We start from the raw sequence: 20,379 nt of genomic DNA, 5'->3' as shown, positions 1-20,379 counted from the left end.
ATTATTTAATTTCAAAAGACAGTTTCAGGTTAACGCGGTATTCGGTTACTTTTCCGTCCTCGTTAACCATGGCACTCTGCTCCTGAACGTAAGCGGAACGAATGTGTTTTAAGGTTTTTGCTGCTTCGGCAACGCCTTTTCTTGTGGCTTCTTCCCAACTCACATCGGAACTGGACAGAATTTCGATAACTTTCATTACTCCCATAATATGTTGTTTTTTAAGGTTCTAGCTAATAAATTTAGAGCGTAATTTCTTAAAAAACAATTCTGTAGAAAAGTTTTAGAGCAAATGACAGAATTATCCGTTGACTGCTTCTACTTTGATTTCCTGATCGTGAAGCATTTCTTTCAGCATGTTCTCGATACCGCTTTTCAGTGTGAATGTGGAAGACGGACAGCCGCTGCACGCCCCCTGAAGAATCACTTTTACACGTTTTTCTTTTTCGTCATACGATTGAAAAGCAATATTTCCTCCGTCAGACTGTACCGCAGGTTTTACATATTCTTCCAGAATGTTAATGATTTGCTGTGAGGTAGCATCCAGTTTTTCGAAATATTCTTCCTGTTGTTTTTCGTGATTGGCGGTTTTCACCAATTGCGTTTCGTCGATAACGGTTTTTCCTTCTTCAATATAGATTTTGATGAACGAACGGATTTCCTGTGTGATTTCCATCCAATCGGCCACATCGTATTTTGATACGGAAACATAATTTTCGTCGATGAACACTTCTTTCACGAAAGGAAACGTAAACAAATCCTTCGCCAATGGAGAGGCAGCGGTTTCATCGATATTTTTGCATTCCACTGCGGTTTTGGTCAGCATCTTGCTGGCGACGAATTTCATTACTGATGGGTTAGGTGTGGTTTCGCTGTACACGGTTACCGGCACTTTTTTGTTTGCCGAATCTTCAATATTCAGGATTTTTCCTCCTTTGTCAACAAAAGTTTCGATTTGTTCGGCTACCAGTTCTTTCACTTCGTGCCATTCTACGATTGAAAATTTTTCGATGGCAATAAAATTTCCGGAAATGTAAACGGTTTTTACAAACGGAAGGTAAAATAACTGTTTGGCCAGTGGTGACGGGGACGTTTCGTCTATATTCTTAAACTCAAAATTCTGATTTCTTGATATAAATTCAGGAAATTCAAACTTCAGTATGCTTGGATTTTGCGTTTCTTTTATTGTTACTTTTAGCATTGTTTTTGTGATTTTTTGCAAATTTAATGAAGTTATATCCTATGAATAAGTATATTTGACTTTTTAAAGAAAAAATTAACACAATAATAAGTTTTTTTTAAAATTTAATTGTACAATATTGTCTTACAGTTGTTTTTCTTATTCAAAAATTTATATATTTGGTGAGTTTGAATAATAACGGTTATTTTTCAACTAAGGAGTCTGTTTTTCAATAAAAAGGAATTATGAATATACTTAAAAAGCGCTTTTTACTTTTAGCTTTCTTTTTGACCCAGCTTTCATTCTCTCAGGAGGGTGTTGCGGTTTATTCGGATTATTTGTCCGACAACTATTATCTAATCCATCCCTCTATGGCGGGTGCCGCTAACTGTGCAAAAGTTAGGTTAACAGCGCGTCAGCAATGGTTTGGTCAGGCGGATGCGCCGAGATTGCAAACGTTAAGTTTCAATACGGCTTTAGGAGATGAAGGAAGTTCTGCTTTTGGAGCGATTGCTTTTAATGACCGTAACGGGTATCATTCCCAAAAGGGAGCAAAAATTACCTATGCGCACCACATTCGTTTTTCGCAGGGGAATGATGATTTGAACATGCTTTCGTTCGGAGCGAATGTTGGTATTATCCAGAGTGTCTTAGATGAAACGCAATTTGAACCTACATTTGACCCAATCGTTGACGGTACAATCAAACAAAAATATTCTTATTTTAATGTGGATATCGGAATGTCTTATCATTTGGTTGATTTCTATACGCATGTTACTGTTAAGAATGCCGTAGAGACGAGACGTAAAATTTATACGGAGTTTGAAGATGATAACTTAAGGAAATTCCTTTGGTCTGCCGGGTATACTTTCGGTAAAGAAGACGGTCTTTTATGGGAGCCTTCTTTTATGTTTCAATCGACTCAAAAAACAAAAGAAAAATCCATTGATGTTAACCTGAAAGTTTATAAAACGATGGAAGAGTTCGGAAAAATATGGGGTGGTTTATCCTATAGAAGAAGTTTCGATGCAACACAATATGCAGAAGGCGGTGCGGTTAAGGATCAGACGTTACAATATATTACTCCAATTGTGGGTATAAATTATAAAAATTTTATGGCGGCCTATACTTATTCCTATTTAACAGGGGCTGTTAAGTTTGACAATAGTGGTTTCCATCAGATTACTTTAGGATTCAATTTCAATTGTAAGAGAGAACCTTACCATTGTAACTGTCCTGCAGTTAATTAATTTAAAATTAATTTGTCCCGATTTATCGGGACTTTTTTTTGATTATTTATGGCATTGATTAAAGAAGTTAAAGGAAAGTATCCTCAAATACCCGAGGATTGTTATGTAGCTGAAAATGCTACTATTGTTGGTGATGTGTCTTTCGGTACATCCTGTAGTGTTTGGTTTAACGCGGTGGTTCGCGGAGATGTTCATTTTATCAAAATCGGGAATAAGGTTAATATTCAGGATGGTGCTATCATTCACTGTACGTACCAAAAGCACCCTACGGTTATCGGTAACAATGTTTCGATAGGTCATAATGCCATTGTTCACGGTTGTACGGTACATGATAATGTACTGATTGGCATGGGGTCCATTGTGATGGATAATTGCGTAATCGAAAGCAATTCGATTGTAGCAGCGGGTTCCGTGGTCACACAAAATACCACCGTCGAATCAGGAACCATATACGCCGGGATTCCGGCTAAGAAGGTGAAAGATATCAATGCTTCTGATTTTGCAGGTGAGATTGAGCGTATTTCAAATAATTATGTGATGTATTCCGGTTGGTTTAAGGAAGATTAAAACTCTTTTTCATAGACATTTTCGGAGAAACCAAGTATTTGCTTTAAAACTTTGGAATCGCTGTTCGTATAAAAAATCTGTTTGCTCTTTTGTTCGTAAAGATTAAGCAGATTATTTTTTTCCAGTACTTTCTTGGTTTGTTTGGCCACCGCTTCTCCCGAATCGATGATTTTAATATGATTTGGGATGATTTTTTTTATCTGAGGAATAAGATAGGGGTAATGTGTGCAGCCTAACACCAGGTAGTCTATGTTGGCTTCTATCATGGGGTTCAGATAGCTGTTCAGTAAGGTTGTCATCTCTTCAGATTCCATTTTGCCTTCTTCGATGAGTTGCACCAGGCCAAAACCTACCTGTTCCACAATTTTTATATTGGAATAGGTTTCTACGGCGCGGTTAAAGAGTTCGCTGTTCAGTGTGCCTTTTGTGGCTAAAATCCCGATGGTTTCGGTTTTGGTTTGATTCGCTGCCGGTTTGATGGCGGGTTCTATGCCGATAAACGGGACATCGTACTTTGTTCTTAATTCCTTGATGGCATTTGTTGTAGCAGTATTGCAGGCTACAATTATCATCTTGCAGTTTTGGTTTAAAAGAAACTCTGTGTTTTTGCTGCTCAGGGCAATGATTTCTTCTTTTGATTTTTGTCCGTACGGTGCGTTTTTGCTGTCTGCAAGGTATATGGTGTTTTCGTATGGAAGAAGCTGGTGTATTTCCTTCCATATGGAGGTCCCACCGATGCCGGAATCGAAGATGCCTATAGGTTTTGTACTGCTCATAAAACAAATGTAAAAAAAAACTGCTCTAAATTTAGAGCAGTTTTTCTATTTAAGAAAACTTTATTAGAATCCTAATTCTTTTTTCACTTCCGGTAATAAGTTCGGACCATCGGCTAAGATAACACCGCTACCGCTTGTGGAATCCAAAACATATTGGTATCCTTTGCCTTTAGCTACTTTTTGAATGGCGGCTCTTGCTTTGTCCATAATTGGTTTTACAAGATCCATTTCTTTTTGCTGTAATTCCTTTTGTGCCGTGTCTCTGTATTGTTGAATACGGGAACCCATATCCTGCATTTCTTTAGCGCGGGTTTCGTTTACAGCTTCGGTTACCGTGGTAGCTTCCGATTCGTATTTTTTCATTTTGTTCTGGTACTCAGTTACCATGGTTTTGTATTCGTTGTCGTAAGTCTCGCTTATTTTTTTTACCTGAGCCTGAGCGGTTTTCATTTCCGGCATGGTTGTCATCAGTTCCTGAACATCAATGTGTGCCACTTTTGCCTGAGCGGAAATGGTTTGATTAGCACCTATAAACAGTGCAGCAGCGATAAGTAAAGTTTTTAATTGTTTCATCGTTTAAAATAGTTGTTAATGATTTTAATTTTTATTTTCCTCGGTTTTCTTTTTCAGAGCGTCTTCTTTTTCTTTTTTAGCTTTTTCTCTGTCTTCTAGTATTTTTTTTCGTCTTTCGTCAAGTACTTTTTTTCTTTCGTCAATCAGCTTTTGGCGTTCTTCCGCAGCGGTTTTTCTTTTAGCGTCCGCTTCTGCTTTTTTGTTTGTTACTGTCGAATCGGAAGCTTTTTTGTCTGTTGTTTTAAACGGAACGATATCGTCTGACTTTTCAGTTTTAGGGTCTTCTTTTTTCTTGTTTTTATTTTTTCGCTCTTCCAGAAGTTGTTGTCTTCGGTCTTCCATTGCTTTTTTCTTTTCCGCGGCAGCCAGTTTGCGTTCTTCTAAGAGTTTTTCTCTGGCGGCTTTTTTCTCGTCAATTTTTTTCTGTCGTTCTATTTGGTCCGGATTTTCAGCAGCCATATCATCTAAGGCATCTTGTTTTTCCTGGTCTTTCAATTGCTTTTTAGATAATTGGTCTTTCTTTTGAGCTCGTGTCAATTCTCTTAAAACTCGGTCGCTCAAGTCGAAACGCTGTGCTGCGAAAAGCATGGTCATGTCAGATGATTTGTCGAAAACGAAATCGTATTTCATTCGTTCCGCGATATCTTGAACCGTATTGAAAACCTGATCCTGAATCGGTTTAATCAACGTGGCTTTCTGTATCATCAGATCGCCGTTCGGGCCGAACCTTTTTTGCTGATAATCCAATAATTCTTTTTCAAGGAACGCGATAGCTTCTTCTCTCTCCGAAATTAATTCTTTCGTTAAAAGAACTTTTTCCGTATTTAAATTTTCTTTAAGCTTGGTGATTTCGGTTTTCTTAACCTCGATCTCCTGTTTCCAAACCTGCGCTTTCTGTTCCAGCTGATTTTTTGCTTCGGCATATTCCGGTGCTTTTTCCAGAATATAATCCATGTCAATGTAACCTACTTTTACCCCTTTTCCTTGGGCATGAGCTGCTGAAAAAGTCAGTGCAATAATTGCAATTAGAAAATGTTTTCTCATAACGTTGATAAAGTTAATTTCAACTATCATGCCAAACTTTAAAATTGTTGGCCAATGATGAAATGGGTTTGCCATCCGCTTTTTTGGGTTTCGCCGGGAAGTGCATCAAATCCGTGGGCAAAATCAATTCCTAATAAACCGAATGCCGGCATAAATACTCTCAAACCAAATCCTGCGGATCGTTTTAAAGCAAACGGATTGTATCCTTTAAACGAATCGTAGGATGCACCTCCTTCTACGAAGGTGAGCGCGTAAATTGAAGCGGATTGTGCCAATGAAATTGGGTAACGTAACTCCAATGAAAACTTGTTGTAAATTGTTCCTCCCGTTTGTTGACCTCTTTTAGGGCCAGTCTCGATAATTGGGGCTAAGGACTGATTCGGGTATCCTCGTAACTGAATCATCTCACGACCGTCCATAGAGAAGTTGGCCAATCCGTCACCACCTAAATAAAATCTTTCAAAAGGAACCAAACCTCTATTGCTGTTATAGGCTCCAAGGAACCCAAACTCACCCAATGATCGTAAAACTAATTTTTCATACACTTTGGTGTACCAATCTGCCTTGAACTTAATTTTATAATATTCCAGCCAGTTAAATCGTTTCTGATCCACTTTCGACGCATCGGCTGCAGCCAATTCATAGTTGTTGCCGGGAACTGCATTACCCTCTTCGTCCAGGTAGGTCCCAGCCGGTACATACGTTCCGTCAGTGGTTTGCTGATTTTCCGTTGTTACAAGTTTATTTTCCTCTAAGTTACCTAAATTTTTGTAATCTACTCCATTCATTAATGAATATGGTAATGTGAATTTACCGGTAACCGTAAATTCCGAACCGTAGGTTGGATAGATCGGGTTGAAACCTTTACTGTTTCGGGATAATCCAATGGTGTAGGTAAGGTTGCGTGAAGCGCCGTTACCGAAGGTGAATAATCCGGAAAAATAATTGTTCAAATCGTAGTACTGGAAGGCCACCGATTGCGATAAGATGAAATAATCATCCGGCACCGTCAGTTTTTTTGCTATACCCACCGATAAGGAGGTAATGTTAAAACTCTGATCCCGGGTTACATCACGGGTGGAGTAATTGTATAAAAATTGTTTACTGTGTGATATTGATGTTGAAAAACTTACGGGTTTTTTACCTCCAAACCAAGGTTCTGAGAAGGAAAGACTGTACGTTTGGAAATAGGAACTTCCTTGTAAACGCAATGACATTTTTTGACCATCCCCCATTGGTAAAGGTTTGTAAGCTTCTTTGTTTAAAATATTTCGGATAGAGAAGTTATTGAAGGATAAACCTAACGTTCCGATGAAACCGCCACCGCCGTAACCTCCTTGGAGTTCCACCTGGCTGGATCCTTTTTCAACTACGTTATAATTGATGTCAACCGTACCATCGGCGCCATTTGGCTTCACATCCGGTTTAAGTGCCTCAGGGTCAAAGAAACCCAATTGGCCTAATTCACGAATACTTCGGATTACATTGTCTTTACTCCATTTCTGACCCGGTTTCGTACGCAATTCACGATAAATCACATAGTCATTGGTTTTGTCATTTCCGGTAACCGTCACATTGTTAAAGTAAGCGATAGGGCCTTCGGTAACTCTGATTTCGAAATCAATGGTGTCGTTGGCAGTTCTTACTTCTACCGCGTTGATGTTGGAGAACAGGTAACCGTTGTTCTGGTAGAGGTTCGTTAAATCCTCACCATCCGGTTTTGTTTTGTCGGCAATGCGTTCCTGAAGTAGCTTTCCGTTGTAAACGTCGCCTTTTTTAATTCCTAAGATCTGATCCAAAGCCTGGTTGTTGTAGACGGTATTCCCCAGGTAACGAATGTCACCGAAATAATATTTTCGTCCTTCTTCCAGGTTGATTTTAATAGCAACGGTATTTTTCTTATCGTTATAGGTTACCGTTTCATTGGTAATTCGGGCATCACGAAATCCGTTCTCTTTGTATTTGTCTACAACCGCAACCAAATCCTCATTGTATTTTTCTTTAATGAATTTGGAGGATTTTATGATACGCATCGGGTTCAGCAGCCCTTTTTTCTTGGTGTTGGCCATGGCGCGTTTCAGCTTTCCGGTTTTTAATTTGGAGTTGCCTATGAATTCGATGCTTTTAATCTTTACTTTTTTGCCACGATCCACGTTTACTACCATGTTCACTCTGTTTTCGGTAGAGTCGGGTATGGTGTTGATTACTACTTTGGTGTTGTAATAACCGTCTTTTTTGTATTTGTTTTCGATGTAATTTTTAGTGGTTGTCAGAAGGTTTTCGTTAACGACTTTGTCTTTTACAAGATCATTGTCTTTAATCAATTCGTCTACTTTCCCTTTCTTAACGCCCTGAAATTTCACGTCCTTAAGTTTGGGTAATTCATTGATGTTCAGTTCAAGATAAATGCTGTCATTCTGAATCTTATCCACATAAAAATTGATGTCATTAAAAAGTCCTAATTTCCATAGTTTTTTAATGGCACCACTAATTTCGTCTCCGGGTACGGTAATGCTTTGGCCTTTTTCCAGTCCGGCAAAGGTAATTACCGTCTGTTCATTGTATGTTATTTTACCGGTAACATCTACATTAGCGAGAATATACTGTTTTCCTGCTTCGGGAATATTGGTGTCTTGGGCATTTACGGCGGAAATACTTCCTAGAAATATAATAGCAAAAACTAGTTTTGTAGTTTTTTGAAACATTCTGAAATTATTTAATTTGTTCACTGGTTTTTCCAAATCTTCGTTCTCTTTTTTGATAACTGATAATTGCATCGTATAAATCTTTTTCTCTAAAGTCAGGCCATAACACATCAGTAAAATAGAACTCAGCGTAAGCGATTTGCCACAGCAAAAAGTTGCTGATGCGGTGCTCCCCACTAGTTCTAATCACTAAATCTACATCGGGTAAATTATGCGTGTAAAGATGCTGATTAATAATCGATTCATCAATATCAGTAGTTGAAATTATATTATTTTTAACTTTATCGCTGATGTTTTTAACCGCAGTTATGATTTCCTCGCGGGAACCGTAGCTTAAGGCCAGCGTTAAGGTCATTCGTTTGTTGTCTTTTGTTTTGGCAATCACTTCCGTCAATTCTTTTTTTACGGATGCCGGAAGGTTGTCCAGGTTTCCTATGGAATTCAGACGGATGTCGTTGTTCTGTAGTGTTTTGAGTTCCCCTTTTAAGGAAGAAATCAACAGCTTCATTAAAGTGTCCACCTCAAGTTTGGGACGATTCCAGTTTTCGGTGGAAAAAGCATAAAGGGTAAGGTTTTCGATGCCTAATTTCGCACATTCTTCGACCACAACACGAACCGATTTGGTCCCTTTTTCGTGGCCAAAAGCGCGAAGCATTCCTTTTTGTTTTGCCCATCGACCGTTACCATCCATGATGATAGCCAGGTGTTTGGGTAAATTATCCTTATTTATATTCTCTGTCAAACTCATTTTATTCTGCGCAGTAACAAGGGTTTTGTCCGAAGGTATAGGTTAAGGTTAACCCTGTAAAAACATACCAGTCGTTACTGTTTAAATTTCCAAATTTTAAAGGGGCAAAATCCGTTTTTTTGGGATTGCTTCCGTCTAAATTATCCGTAAAACTATATCTCACGCCGCTTTCCAAACCCAATACGAATTTATCTGCAATGCGTGTTTTTATTCCTAAAGTCATTGGGATGGCGAAAGAATATTTGCTTTCGTCAATCTTTGTCTGACCATTTAATACATACAATTCGTCATAACGGAAAAAAACCAATCCGGTATGTACATAAGGTGTTACCAAAACACCGCTTTCATGGAGGTTGAAATCAAAAAAGTTAAACTCCAAGCCGGCAGCGAGTTCCTTGATTTCATTCTCAAAACGGTACCCTCTTTTTTCTCTGGCAGGGGCATCAGAATCCAAATCATTGGAGGTTATTTTTGCCTGAGTATACGAAAACCGATACGAATGCCGTATACTTCGGTTCCATTTGTACAAAATACCGAAGCTTAAATCCTTTGGGGCAATGTATGTCGTGGGACCTACATCGCCAATGTAATTGCTTCCTCCCAAAAAAACACCCAATTCATTAATCTGGGCATTTGTTGTAATGCATGTCAGGAAAAAGAAAATTGCTATAAAGATTCTCTTCATTTTGTTAAAATAGTGTGCAAATATAACAATATTGATTTCTAAACCACTTTTATTGTCGGATTTTCACAGGGTTAAAAGTAATAAAACTGTAAATAATCTTTACCTAACGGGATTTGTGGGCTTTATAGTATGCTTGGGGAAGGTTTATTTGTCTAATTGCGTTTGTCTTCTCCCCAAAGTAATTTGTTTCGCAGGGTTTTCAGGAAACCTTCTTCGGGAAAATCGACCATGTTAATGGTAAACGGTGCTTTTTTGATGTGAATTTCGTTTTCGTTGTCGATGGCTTTGGTACCGGAGTCTAACGAAACCAGAAACTGGGGTTCACGGCCGGAGACTTTCAGTTTTATTTCGGTTTCATCGCAAATAACCAAAGGACGCACATTCAAATTGTGTGGGGCGATTGGGGTAATCACCAAACATTTTGATTCCGGTGTGATAACCGGTCCGCCACAGCTTAGGTTGTAGCCAGTAGAGCCTGTAGGTGTGGAAATTATCAATCCGTCAGACCAGAAGGAAGTTAAGTATTCGCCATTAAGACAGGTTTCAATGGTAATCATCGAAGTGGTGTCTTTTCGGGAAACCGTAATTTCATTTAAGGCAAAATTCAAGTCGAAAATATCACAAGGGTCCGGGTAACATTCCAGACTTAATAAGGTTCTTTGCGATAGTTTGTAATTTCCTTCAAATAAAAAAGGCAGTAATTTTTCGATGGCTTCCTGTTGCACATTGGCCAAAAAGCCCAGTCGGCCGGCGTTGATGCCTACAATGGGAATGTTTTTGCTCTTCACGAAGGTGGCCGCACGCAACATGGTTCCGTCACCGCCAATACTGATGAAAAAATCAAAACTGTCGTTAAGTTGGGTGTGGTTTGAAAAAGTGGTCATTTCTTTTTCAAAAACATTGTTCTCAAACAAGAGGGTGTGATAATTAGCTTCAAAAACCACTTCTGCGTTGTGTTTTTGGGTCACTGCCAAAATTCTATCAATAATGTCTTTGGTGTTTTGCTGATAGGTTTGTCCGTAAATCGCTAACTTCATACAGTGTTTTTTCAATTAGATGTTTAAATATTTGTCGAGGTAATCCGAACGGTCTTTAAGGTTGTTCAGATAGGCGTCTTCCTGATGTTCGCTGATAATCTCATAATTGTAGCGTCGGAAGGTTTGGATGACCTCATTCATGCCGCCCAGACTGAGTTTTACAGTAACCTGCACTTTCTCCAAATCGGAATACGAAATGAAAAGCCCCAGCAAACGGGCGCCATTGCTTTCCACAATCTGAGTGATTTCACTCATTTTATAGTCTTTTACGGCTTTTTCCACCACAAGAACACCGCCGTCTTCTTTTAAAAAGGGAGTTTCGTGAAAGCATTTGATAATATCGGCCATTTCATAATATCCGATATAGGCATTGGTTTCGTCCAAAACAGGAATAACATTGGTTTCGTTTTTGGCAAAGACTTCCAAAACATCGAGCCAGTTCGTGGAGTTTCTTACAAAAAAGCGCTCGAAAGTATAGCGGAATTCGCCAATCTTTCGGTCGCTGTCCAATAGTTCCACATCGTCTGCGCTGGCACAACCAATGTAAACACCCTCTTCCAAAACCGGAAAATGACTATAGGGAAACTCAAGAAATAAATCCTGAGCCACTTCCACTGAATCCTCAATGCATATCGGATTCACTTCTTTGTTGATATATTCGGTAATTTCAGTCATAGTGTAAAATTGAAATCGACTGCAAAATAATCAAAAAATAGGACATTCTACCTTAATTTAACTTTGTATTTTTGTGGGAAAATCATTTTATTATGACTAAATTATCCGTAAACATAAATAAAATCGCCACGCTTAGGAATTCCCGAGGCGGTAATGTGCCTAATTTGCTGCAGGTTGCCAAAGACATTCAGCGTTTTGGTGCCGAAGGGATAACAGTGCATCCACGGCCTGATGAAAGACACATTCGTTATCAGGACGCCCGCGATTTGGTGGGGGTTGTTTATACCGAATACAATATTGAAGGCAATCCGCAGCATAATTTTATCGATCTGGTGATGGAATGCAAACCGACTCAGGTGACCTTGGTTCCGGACGCGATTGGCGCGCTGACTTCCAATGCGGGTTGGGATACGGTGAAAAACCAAGCGTATTTAAAAGAAGTTATTGCCGAATTTAAAAACAACGGCATCCGAACGTCGATTTTTGTCGATCCGATTTTGGAAATGATTGAAGGGGCTAAAGCAACCGGTACCGACCGAATTGAGTTGTATACCGAAGCTTTTGCACATCAGTACGGATTGGGAAATAAAAAAGGAATCGACCCCTATGTGGCTTCGGCTGTTTTGGCAAATGAATTAGGGTTAGGTATTAATGCGGGTCACGATTTGAGTCTGGACAACATCAAATTCTTTAAGGAGAACATTCCGGGCCTTTTGGAAGTTTCTATCGGTCATGCCTTAATTTCGGAATCGCTGTATCTTGGCTTGGAAAATGTGGTTAATATGTACCTGCAAAGACTGAAGTGATGGAACTGTATTCAAGAATAGAAGGAGAAGGAACGCCATTGCTGATAATTCATGGATTTCTGGGGATGTCCGACAATTGGAAAACATTGGGAAGCCAGTTTGCGCAACAGGGATTTCAGGTACATCTGTTGGATATGCGCAACCACGGAAAAAGCCCGCACGATGAGGCATTCACCTACGAAGTCATGGTACAGGATGTGTATGACTATTGCGCGACTCATCAATTAGATAAAATAGCTCTTTTGGGTCATTCCATGGGGGGGAAAATTGCAATGCTTTTCGCAACGGCTTATCCGGAAAAAGTGGAAAAACTGATTGTGGCTGATATCGGTCCGAAATATTATGCACCCCATCATCAGACTATCTTGGCAGGGCTGAATGCGATTGACTTCTCTGCCAAACCAAGCAGGGCAGCCGTGGAAGAAACGCTTTCGGGCTATATTAGGGACTTCGGTACAAGGCAATTTCTGCTGAAAAACCTTTATTGGGTAGAGCCGGGTCAATTGGGCTTCCGATTCAATCTCGATGTTTTTAACCGTAAAATTGAAACAATCGGCAACGCGCTTCCGTTTGAAAATCATTTCGACAAACCTACTTTATTCCTGCGTGGCGACAAATCCGACTATATTTTGGATTCCGATTTCGAAACCATTAAATATCATTTTCCGTCCGCAGAAATCAAAACCGTAAAAAATGCCGGTCACTGGCTGCATGCTGAAAATCCAGCCGATTTTTATGAAATGGTTTTGGAGTACCTGAAAAAATAAATCTAACACTGTTTTTAAGGTTTTTAAGAAAATAGTATGATTGCATAACATTTTTCTTAAAAAAATTGTAAAATCCATATTTTGTTATAAATTTGGGTTCATGTTTTGTAAAAACTGATAAAAAAACTAACACATTTTAACACTATGAGAAAACTATTATCTTTAACATTACTGGCTTTAGCGGGTACTTCTGCATTTGCGGGAGGATATCGTGTGAGTTTACAGGGACAGAAGCAGCTTGCGATGGGACACACCGGTGTGGCCGTTGTGAACAGTGCTGAAGTTTTGTTTTTTAACCCGGCCGGGATGGCTTTCCTGGAAGATAAATTCAATGCTTCGGTTGGTGCCAATGCTCTTTTTGCAAAAACGAAATTTCAAAATGAAACGTACAATTGGCAAAATTCCACAGACAATTTGGGAACGCCCTTTAATGTGTATGCTTCTTACAAAATAAACAAATGGTTATCTGCAGGTATCGCGGTTTATACGCCATACGGTAGTAAAGTGGAATGGGATCAGGATTGGCAGGGTTCGCACTTGGTGAACAATATCGATTTGAAAGCGATTTACGTACAGCCTACCATTTCATTGAAAGTTAGCGATGAATTCGCTATTGGTGGCGGACCAATTTATGTTACGGGTGCGGTTACATTCAATAGAAATTTAAACCGAAGCTTGACAGATGAAAACGGAAACAGATCCGATGTGAACCTGGAAGCTACTGGAATCAGTGCTTGGGGTTATACAGCCGGTTTTATGTTCAATCCTTGTAAAGATTTACGTTTGGGGGTTAACTACCGTTCTGAAATCATTATGGAAGCCCGTGGTGGTGACGCTACATTTAATGACGTGCCTGGTTTTGCCCAGGGAACGTATTCCAATACTACTTTTGATGCCGATCTTCCTTTACCGGCAGAACTTACTGCCGGATTGTCCTTTAACGTAACCAAAAAATGGATGATTGCCTTTGACTATAACAGAACAATGTGGAGTGCTTACGAATCGTTAACTGTAGATTTCGGAAATAATGTGCCAACTTCTGTTAATGCAAGGAACTACCAGGACACAAACACTTACCGTGTAGGTACGCAGTATGTGGCGAACGATAAATTCACGTTCAGAGCGGGATGGTATAAAGATGAAAGTCCTATTTCTGCAGGATATTTTGCTCCGGAAACACCACGTAACGATTCTATGGGGTATACAGGTGGTTTGACGTACCAAATCAATAAAAAATTAGGTGTGGATGCTTCATTCCTGTATTTACATTTTGATGAAGTTGATGCGTCTTATAATCATTATTCTGAAAACGGAAATGTGATTCCGTTTGGAGGAACTTACAAATCGACTGTTTTCTCTCCGGGTCTTGGTTTAACGTATAGCTTCTAATATTAAAAGAAAATCATGATGAAAAATAAATTTATATATTTAGCTGTATTGGCAGCTTTAGGGTTTGCATCTTGTGAGCCGGAATTTGAGAATGAAATAACGAATGCTTCCTATTCTGCTGGAGAGGCCGATTTCTCTACGTATGTGGCGATTGGAAATTCATTGACGGCTGGTTACATGGACGGGACTGTTTCTCGTGGAGGACAAGCGTATTCGTATCCGAACCTTTTGGCACAGAAATTTGGAGTTGTTGGAGGTGGTGCATTTACACAGCCTTCTTATGCAGATGATGTGAATAATCTTGGCGGGCTTACATTAGGAGGAATACCTATTTCTGGAACAAGATTGGTGATAGATTTCTCAGCAGGAGGGCCAGAGCCTATTGCGGGAACACCAACGATTGAAGTTTCAAATCTTCAGGCAACTGCTTATAATAACATGGGAGTTCCGGGTGCGAAATCATTTCATTTGTTGGCTGCAGGATACGGAAATGTAGCCGGAGTTGCTTTGGGTCAGTCGAATCCATATTTTGTTCGTCATGCAACTTCACCAACCGCTACGGTTTTAGGTGATGCAATGACTAAAAACCCAACCTTCTTTACCAACTGGATCGGATCCAATGATGTGTTGTCTTTCGCTACTTCCGGTGGTGTAGGGGTCGATCATAACGTAACAGGAAATTTAGATCCGTCAACTTATGGCGGGAACGATATCACTAATGGAAATGTTTTTGCCAGTGTGTATTCTACAATTGTAAATACGCTTACTTCAAATGGTGCAAAAGGGGTGGTGGCTACTATTCCTAGTGTAACGTCCATACCGTTCTTTACTACGGTGCCTTATAATCCATTAACGTCAAGTGTTTTGGGTGGTGGAAATACGGCCGTAGGCGATGCTACAATAGGTGCTTTAAATGCGCAATTGTATGGTCCTTTGAAGCAGGCACTGACTGCTTTCGGAGCCGGTGACAGAATCAATTTGTTGTCAACTACCGGGGGTAATCCTTTGTTGATTAAAGATGAGTCTTTGACGAACTTATCGGCTCAGTTAACGGCTGCATTCACACCATCACTTGGTGCGGCAACCGCTGCATTTTACGGTTCTGTTTTTGGTCAGGCAAGACAGGCTACGGCTCAGGATTTAGTGCTTTTAACCACCAGATCTGCAATTGGTGCTGCCCCAACAGGTGTTCCGGCTCCGTTGGATAAATACGGTATTACGTATCCGTTAGAAGACAAACATATCTTAATTCCGACTGAAAAAACGGCTATTGCAGACGCAACGGCTTCCTATAATACTTCAATTCGTGCGATAGCTGCTTCCAAAGGACTGGCGGTGGCGGATATGAATGCGATTATGAATCGTTTGGTGTCCGGTTTACGATTGGATGATGGTCAGATTTATACGGCGAACTATTTTGCGGGAACTTCAAATATCAGTACGGTATTATTCTCTTTGGACGGGGTGCATCCAAATCCTAGAGGATATGCGGTAATTGCTAATGAAATCATTAAAGTGATCAATTCGCATTATAAAGCGAAATTACCAATCCATGAAGTTGGAGGTTTCCCTGGAGTTACTATTTTGACGACAAACTAAAATATAATATTTCGAAAAAAAAGCGCTGGATTTTCAGCGCTTTTTTTATTTTTATACAATATTAAATCGCATAAAATGAATTTACTTATCCGACTTTTACTCACAACCATTCTTATTGTGGTTTTGGCCAATTTCCTTCCTGGCATTCATGTGAATACAATCAAAGCGGCATTGATTGTTGCTGTGGTATTAGCGTTGTTAAATACCTTTCTGAAACCGGTTCTGGTTTTCTTTACGCTACCCATTACCGTGGTGACTTTGGGGCTGTTTCTTTTGGTAATCAATGCCGGAATGGTTTTGCTTGCCGATTATTTTATCGATGAATTTAAAGTGGACAGCTTTCTGAATGCGTTGGTTTTTAGTGTGGTTCTTTCAGTAAGTCAATGGGTTTTGAATCTTTTTGTGAAAGATTAACCACAGTTTTTCAGTTGTCTTTGATTAGCGAATAATCCTGACAGGGTAAGATAAATAGCACTTTGTTTGCTTCATGATGTCACGGAAAAGGCAATATTTATAATCGAATGAAATACAATAGGTTAAAAACTTGGTTGGGTTGTAAAAAATATATAATTTTGCAACCCAATTTTAGTATGTAAAAAAATCAAAATAATGAATATTACAAGAAGCAATGTAGATGCATTAAATGCGATTGTAACTGTTGAGGTTACTAAAGAGGATTATGCAGGTCAGGTTGAAAAAATTTTAGCAGATTACCGTAAAAACGCCAGTATTCCAGGATTTAGAAAAGGTGCCGTGCCAATGAGTCTGATTCAGAAACAATACGGTAAAGCGGTTCTTTTGGATGAAGTGAACAAATTATTGCAAAATTCATTAAACAACTATTTGGTTGAAGAAAAATTAGATATTCTTGGTAACCCGCTTCCAAAAATAACGGAAGATTTCAATTGGGATGCCGAAAACTATAAATTCGAATTTGAATTGGGCTTAGCTCCGGAATTCAAGGTGGATTTATCCGCAAAAAACAAAATCACGAAATATACCATTATTGCCGACGATAAAATGTTGGACGAGCAAGTGGAGCGTATCCAAAAGCAATACGGTAAATTAATTTCGAAAGATAAAGTTGAAGAAGGAGACGATGTAAGAGGAACATTCACTAACGAAGAAAACGGAATTAACAATACGGTAAACATCAATCTTGATATTTTCAAAAGAAAAACGGATGCTAAAAAATTCATCGGTAAAAAAGTGGGTGATGTTGTGACTTTGGGAACTAAAGGTCTTTTTGATGACGATCACAAATTAATGGACTACCTAAAAGTCGATCATGACAATGTTCACGGATTGGATATTGAAGTAAACTTTACAATTGAAGAAATCAATACTTCTGAAAAAGCGGAATTGAATCAGGAATTGTTCGATAAATTGTTCGGAGAAGGAAACGTAACTTCTGTGGAAGAAGTGAAAGCGAAAATCAAAGAAGATGCAGAACAACAATTCGCTTCTCAGGCCGATCAGAAATTCTTAAACGATGTTACGGAATTCCTAATCGAAAGCACGAAATTCGACTTACCGGCTGCCTTCCTTAAAAAATGGATTCAAACCGTTGGTGAAAGCCCATTAACTCCGGAGCAGGCAGAAGAGGAATACGCAAAATCAGAAAACGGATTGCGTTACCAGTTAATCGAAGGAAAAGTGATTGTGGATAACAATTTGCAAACCACTTTCGAAGAATTAAAAGCCTTTACATCGGAATTGATCAAAAAACAAATGGCACAGTTCGGTCAAATGAACCCTACGGATGCTGATGTTGACGGAATCGTGGCAAGAGTATTGTCGAACCAAGAAGAAGTGAAACGTCTTTCAGAGCAAATCATGAGCGAGAAGATGGTGAACTTGTTCAAAGAAAAGGTTTCTGCCAAGACTAAAGAAGTTTCTTACCAAGACTTTATTAAAGAAATGTACGGAGAATAATTTTTCGTAAAAAATAAGTATATTTGAGCGTCAGACATTTAGTTTGGCGCTTTTTTTAACTTTACAAACTAAAAAGCCAGCCTTATGAACTACGGAAAAGAATTTAAGAAATATGCCACGAAGCATCACGGAGTTAACAGTATGTACTATGATAAAATCGTAGGAAGCATGACACCGTATATTATTGAAGAGCGCCAGTTAAACGTAGCCTCCATGGACGTATTCTCCCGTTTGATGATGGATAGAATCATTTTTATGGGTACAGGTGTAGACGATTATGTGGCCAACATTATTCAGGCACAGTTATTGTTCCTGGAAAGTGTGGATGCCTCTAAAGACATCAGCATTTATATCAATTCACCGGGCGGAAGTGTGTATGCCGGTTTAGGGATTTACGATACCATGCAGTTTGTAAAACCGGATGTAGCGACAATTTGTACCGGTATGGCGGCTTCCATGGGAGCGGTTTTACTGTGTGCCGGTGCGGAAGGAAAACGTTCGGCGTTACCCCATTCCCGCGTAATGATTCACCAACCCTCAGGAGGTGCGCAGGGAGTTGCTACCGATATGGAAATCAACCTGAGAGAAATGTTGAAATTAAAAGAAGAGTTGTATGAAATCATTTCAAAACATTCGAAACAACCTTACGATAAAGTGTTTAAAGACAGTGAAAGAGATTACTGGATGAAAGCGGATGAGGCGAAAGAATACGGTATGATCGATGAAGTGTTGAGAAGAAGTTAAATTGCAAAAAGTCATAAAGACGAAGGTTTAAAGTCAAAACACACTTTAGACTGTAGGCTTTAAGACCGTTACTTAAAAATATAAAAAATGGCTAAAGAAGTATTAGAGTGTTCTTTTTGTGGAAGGAAAAAGCCAGAGACTAATTTGCTGATTGCCGGAATCAATGCGCACATCTGTGATAAGTGTATTGAGCAGGCACACGGCATTGTATTGGAAGAATTGAAACAAAGCGGAAATTCCGGATTGCTTGCCGATTTAGTATTGAGTAAACCGAAGGAAATTCGTGCCTTTTTAGATCAGTATGTCATCGGACAGGATCAGACCAAAAAAGTGATGTCGGTGGCGGTATACAACCACTACAAACGTTTGCTGCAAAAGCAATTGGATGATGAAGTGGAAATCGAAAAAAGTAACATCGTAATGGTGGGGCAAACCGGTACCGGGAAAACCTTGGTGGCCAAAACGATTGCCAAAATGCTGAACGTGCCTTTAGCGATTGTTGATGCGACGGTATTAACCGAAGCAGGCTACGTTGGGGAAGATGTGGAAAGTATTTTAACCCGATTGTTACAGGCAGCCGATTACGATGTGGCTAAAGCCGAAAGAGGGATCGTTTTCATCGACGAGATTGATAAAATTGCGCGTAAGAGCGACAACCCTTCCATTACACGAGATGTTTCGGGAGAAGGTGTGCAACAGGCGCTGTTGAAGCTGCTGGAAGGAACGGTTGTGAATGTGCCGCCAAAAGGAGGTCGTAAACACCCGGATCAGAAATTCGTTGAAGTGAATACGCAGAACATTCTGTTTATTGCCGGTGGTGCTTTCGATGGTATCGAACGAATCATTTCCAAACGTTTGAACCGTCAGGCGGTAGGATACGGGACTTCTAAAAACTCCGATGCGATCGACAAAGACAATTTATTGCAATACATCATTCCGAAAGACATTAAGGACTTCGGATTGATTCCGGAAATCATCGGACGTCTTCCGGTGTTAACGCACATGGATCCGTTGGATAAGGAAACGTTACGCGCGATTCTTACGGAACCTAAAAACGCTTTGGTGAAACAATACAAGAAATTGTTTGCCATGGACGATGTGGAATTTACCATTTCGGATGACGCGTTGGATTTCATTGTCGACAAAGCGTTGGAATACAAATTGGGTGCCCGCGGATTGCGTTCGCTTTGTGAAGCGATTTTAACGGATGCGATGTACGATTTGCCAAGTTCCGATGAAACGGAATTGTTTATCGATAAAGATTACGCAGAACATTCGCTGAGTAAAAATTTACTGCAGCGTTTGCAAGCTGCTTCCTAAATGAAAAATCCCGATAGTAACATCGGGATTTTTTTATGCTTAATCGAAAAATATTTCTTCGGAAAAGTCGAGTATTTCGGATGCGATAAAGTTGTTTTTCATTTCGTCCAGACCTTTGGCCAAAAGTAATTCGGTGGTAAATTTTCTGCTGATACCGTGAATATGTCCGCCGTGAATCAATTTAAAGAAGAACTTTCCGGCTGGGGTTTTGAATTTCAAAAAGGAAACGTTTTCGATGCGCTCTTTCAAAAACAAAATGTCTTTCTCGCATTCCTCTTTGCTTTTGTAGGACTGGCTGGTAAAAAGGGTCTTTCCTTTTCGGGAGTTAAACTCAAATTTGATTAGTCCGTTCTCTTTTTTGCTGATTGCGAAGGTTCCCATTTGAAATGTTTGGTGTGAAAGCCTGCAAAAATATAAAAGTCCCGAACAAATCGGGACTTTTTATTTAAGCAATGCGGTGTGTTTCTTTCTTTTTTGCAGTGTCTGATTTTACATATCGCGCTTTACAGTTCCATCCGCTTGAGCAGGAGGTTAGTAAAACGGTTGTGGTTAAGATGGCAGTATAAATTATTTTTTTCATTG

At 39.5% G+C, this 20,379-nt stretch carries 22 protein-coding genes; 10 read left to right on the top strand and 12 right to left on the bottom strand.

All coding sequences use genetic code 11. The features are described 5' to 3' along the window. Nucleotide 1: 1 nt before the first annotated feature. On the bottom strand, nt 2-205 hold the full coding sequence (locus tag BLQ05_RS02320; RefSeq protein WP_023575519.1) for a dodecin family protein: 204 nt from the start codon (nt 203-205) through the stop codon (nt 2-4). A 93-nt stretch (nt 206-298) separates the two neighbouring features. Continuing rightward, nucleotides 299-1,198: a NifU family protein gene (locus BLQ05_RS02315; protein WP_023575518.1), complete on the bottom strand. Its 900-nt coding sequence runs from the start codon at nt 1,196-1,198 to the stop codon at nt 299-301. 224 nt (nt 1,199-1,422) lie between these two features. On the opposite strand from BLQ05_RS02315, the gene BLQ05_RS02310 reads away from it, so the two are divergent. Together BLQ05_RS02310 and BLQ05_RS02305 are read left to right on the top strand one after the other, a co-directional pair. Then, nucleotides 1,423-2,427, top strand: coding sequence for a PorP/SprF family type IX secretion system membrane protein (locus BLQ05_RS02310; protein ID WP_023575517.1), 1,005 nt, complete (start codon nt 1,423-1,425; stop codon nt 2,425-2,427). A gap of 48 nt (nt 2,428-2,475) precedes the next feature. Further along, on the top strand, nt 2,476-2,994 hold the full coding sequence (locus BLQ05_RS02305) for a gamma carbonic anhydrase family protein (protein ID WP_023575516.1): 519 nt from the start codon (nt 2,476-2,478) through the stop codon (nt 2,992-2,994). Here the strand turns inward: BLQ05_RS02305 and murI are convergent. The 8 genes from murI to BLQ05_RS02265 all read right to left on the bottom strand — a co-directional run bounded on the left by murI (nt 2,991) and on the right by BLQ05_RS02265 (nt 11,237). After that, nucleotides 2,991-3,770 carry a glutamate racemase gene (gene murI, locus BLQ05_RS02300; RefSeq protein WP_023575515.1) on the bottom strand — a complete coding sequence of 260 codons (780 nt, stop codon included), beginning with the start codon at nt 3,768-3,770 and terminating at the stop codon, nt 2,991-2,993. The genes BLQ05_RS02305 and murI overlap by 4 nt on opposite strands. Nucleotides 3,771-3,833: 63 nt before the next feature. Continuing rightward, the gene (locus tag BLQ05_RS02295; RefSeq protein ID WP_023575514.1) at nt 3,834-4,343 is read right to left on the bottom strand and encodes an OmpH/Skp family outer membrane protein; all 510 of its coding nucleotides are present in this window, start codon (nt 4,341-4,343) and stop codon (nt 3,834-3,836) included. Nucleotides 4,344-4,367: 24 nt separating this feature from the next. After that, nucleotides 4,368-5,387, bottom strand: a complete 1,020-nt coding sequence (locus BLQ05_RS02290; protein WP_035654066.1) for an OmpH/Skp family outer membrane protein — start codon at nt 5,385-5,387, stop codon at nt 4,368-4,370. Nucleotides 5,388-5,425: 38 nt separating this feature from the next. Next, nucleotides 5,426-8,164 carry an outer membrane protein assembly factor BamA gene (gene bamA, locus BLQ05_RS02285; RefSeq protein ID WP_035653930.1) on the bottom strand — a complete coding sequence of 913 codons (2,739 nt, stop codon included), beginning with the start codon at nt 8,162-8,164 and terminating at the stop codon, nt 5,426-5,428. Further along, nucleotides 8,100-8,840: an undecaprenyl pyrophosphate synthase gene (locus BLQ05_RS02280; protein ID WP_023575511.1), complete on the bottom strand. Its 741-nt coding sequence runs from the start codon at nt 8,838-8,840 to the stop codon at nt 8,100-8,102. Before BLQ05_RS02280 ends, bamA begins: the two co-directional genes overlap by 65 nt. A 1-nt stretch (nt 8,841) precedes the next feature. Next, complete coding sequence (porG, locus tag BLQ05_RS02275) at nt 8,842-9,525, bottom strand: type IX secretion system protein PorG (RefSeq protein ID WP_023575510.1); 684 nt, start codon at nt 9,523-9,525, stop codon at nt 8,842-8,844. A gap of 152 nt (nt 9,526-9,677) precedes the next feature. Then, on the bottom strand, nt 9,678-10,562 hold the full coding sequence (locus BLQ05_RS02270) for an NAD kinase (protein WP_023575509.1): 885 nt from the start codon (nt 10,560-10,562) through the stop codon (nt 9,678-9,680). Nucleotides 10,563-10,577: 15 nt separating this feature from the next. Then, nucleotides 10,578-11,237 carry a CBS domain-containing protein gene (locus BLQ05_RS02265; protein WP_023575508.1) on the bottom strand — a complete coding sequence of 220 codons (660 nt, stop codon included), beginning with the start codon at nt 11,235-11,237 and terminating at the stop codon, nt 10,578-10,580. 92 nt (nt 11,238-11,329) lie between these two features. On the opposite strand from BLQ05_RS02265, the gene BLQ05_RS02260 reads away from it, so the two are divergent. The 8 genes from BLQ05_RS02260 to clpX all read left to right on the top strand — a co-directional run bounded on the left by BLQ05_RS02260 (nt 11,330) and on the right by clpX (nt 19,797). Next, nucleotides 11,330-12,043 carry a pyridoxine 5'-phosphate synthase gene (locus BLQ05_RS02260; protein WP_023575507.1) on the top strand — a complete coding sequence of 238 codons (714 nt, stop codon included), beginning with the start codon at nt 11,330-11,332 and terminating at the stop codon, nt 12,041-12,043. Next, nucleotides 12,043-12,810 carry an alpha/beta fold hydrolase gene (locus BLQ05_RS02255; protein ID WP_035653928.1) on the top strand — a complete coding sequence of 256 codons (768 nt, stop codon included), beginning with the start codon at nt 12,043-12,045 and terminating at the stop codon, nt 12,808-12,810. The genes BLQ05_RS02260 and BLQ05_RS02255 overlap by 1 nt, the downstream gene beginning before the upstream one ends. Before the next feature lie 144 nt (nt 12,811-12,954). Next, nucleotides 12,955-14,199 carry an OmpP1/FadL family transporter gene (locus BLQ05_RS02250; RefSeq protein ID WP_023575505.1) on the top strand — a complete coding sequence of 415 codons (1,245 nt, stop codon included), beginning with the start codon at nt 12,955-12,957 and terminating at the stop codon, nt 14,197-14,199. 18 nt (nt 14,200-14,217) lie between these two features. Next, the gene (locus BLQ05_RS02245; RefSeq protein ID WP_035654065.1) at nt 14,218-15,798 is read left to right on the top strand and encodes an SGNH/GDSL hydrolase family protein; all 1,581 of its coding nucleotides are present in this window, start codon (nt 14,218-14,220) and stop codon (nt 15,796-15,798) included. Nucleotides 15,799-15,873: 75 nt separating this feature from the next. Continuing rightward, nucleotides 15,874-16,212 carry a phage holin family protein gene (locus BLQ05_RS02240; RefSeq protein ID WP_023575503.1) on the top strand — a complete coding sequence of 113 codons (339 nt, stop codon included), beginning with the start codon at nt 15,874-15,876 and terminating at the stop codon, nt 16,210-16,212. Between the two features lie 195 nt (nt 16,213-16,407). Beyond that, the gene (tig, locus tag BLQ05_RS02235) at nt 16,408-17,733 is read left to right on the top strand and encodes a trigger factor (protein WP_023575502.1); all 1,326 of its coding nucleotides are present in this window, start codon (nt 16,408-16,410) and stop codon (nt 17,731-17,733) included. A gap of 84 nt (nt 17,734-17,817) precedes the next feature. Further along, complete coding sequence (gene clpP / locus BLQ05_RS02230; protein ID WP_023575501.1) at nt 17,818-18,477, top strand: ATP-dependent Clp endopeptidase proteolytic subunit ClpP; 660 nt, start codon at nt 17,818-17,820, stop codon at nt 18,475-18,477. An 87-nt stretch (nt 18,478-18,564) separates the two neighbouring features. Then, complete coding sequence (clpX, locus tag BLQ05_RS02225; protein WP_023575500.1) at nt 18,565-19,797, top strand: ATP-dependent Clp protease ATP-binding subunit ClpX; 1,233 nt, start codon at nt 18,565-18,567, stop codon at nt 19,795-19,797. A gap of 39 nt (nt 19,798-19,836) precedes the next feature. On the opposite strand, the gene BLQ05_RS02220 is transcribed toward clpX, so the two are convergent. Both BLQ05_RS02220 and BLQ05_RS13890 read right to left on the bottom strand, forming a co-directional pair. After that, nucleotides 19,837-20,178, bottom strand: coding sequence for a YegP family protein (locus BLQ05_RS02220; RefSeq protein WP_023575499.1), 342 nt, complete (start codon nt 20,176-20,178; stop codon nt 19,837-19,839). A gap of 64 nt (nt 20,179-20,242) precedes the next feature. Then, nucleotides 20,243-20,377: a hypothetical protein gene (locus BLQ05_RS13890; RefSeq protein WP_023575498.1), complete on the bottom strand. Its 135-nt coding sequence runs from the start codon at nt 20,375-20,377 to the stop codon at nt 20,243-20,245. Nucleotides 20,378-20,379: the final 2 nt, after the last annotated feature.

Origin of the sequence: Flavobacterium saliperosum, from assembly GCF_900100625.1 — a bacterium.
Taxonomy (GTDB): Bacteria; Bacteroidota; Bacteroidia; order Flavobacteriales; family Flavobacteriaceae; genus Flavobacterium; species Flavobacterium saliperosum.
The sequence above is the reverse complement of the archived record's forward strand: the minus strand, read 5'-3'. Positions and strand labels throughout refer to the sequence as shown.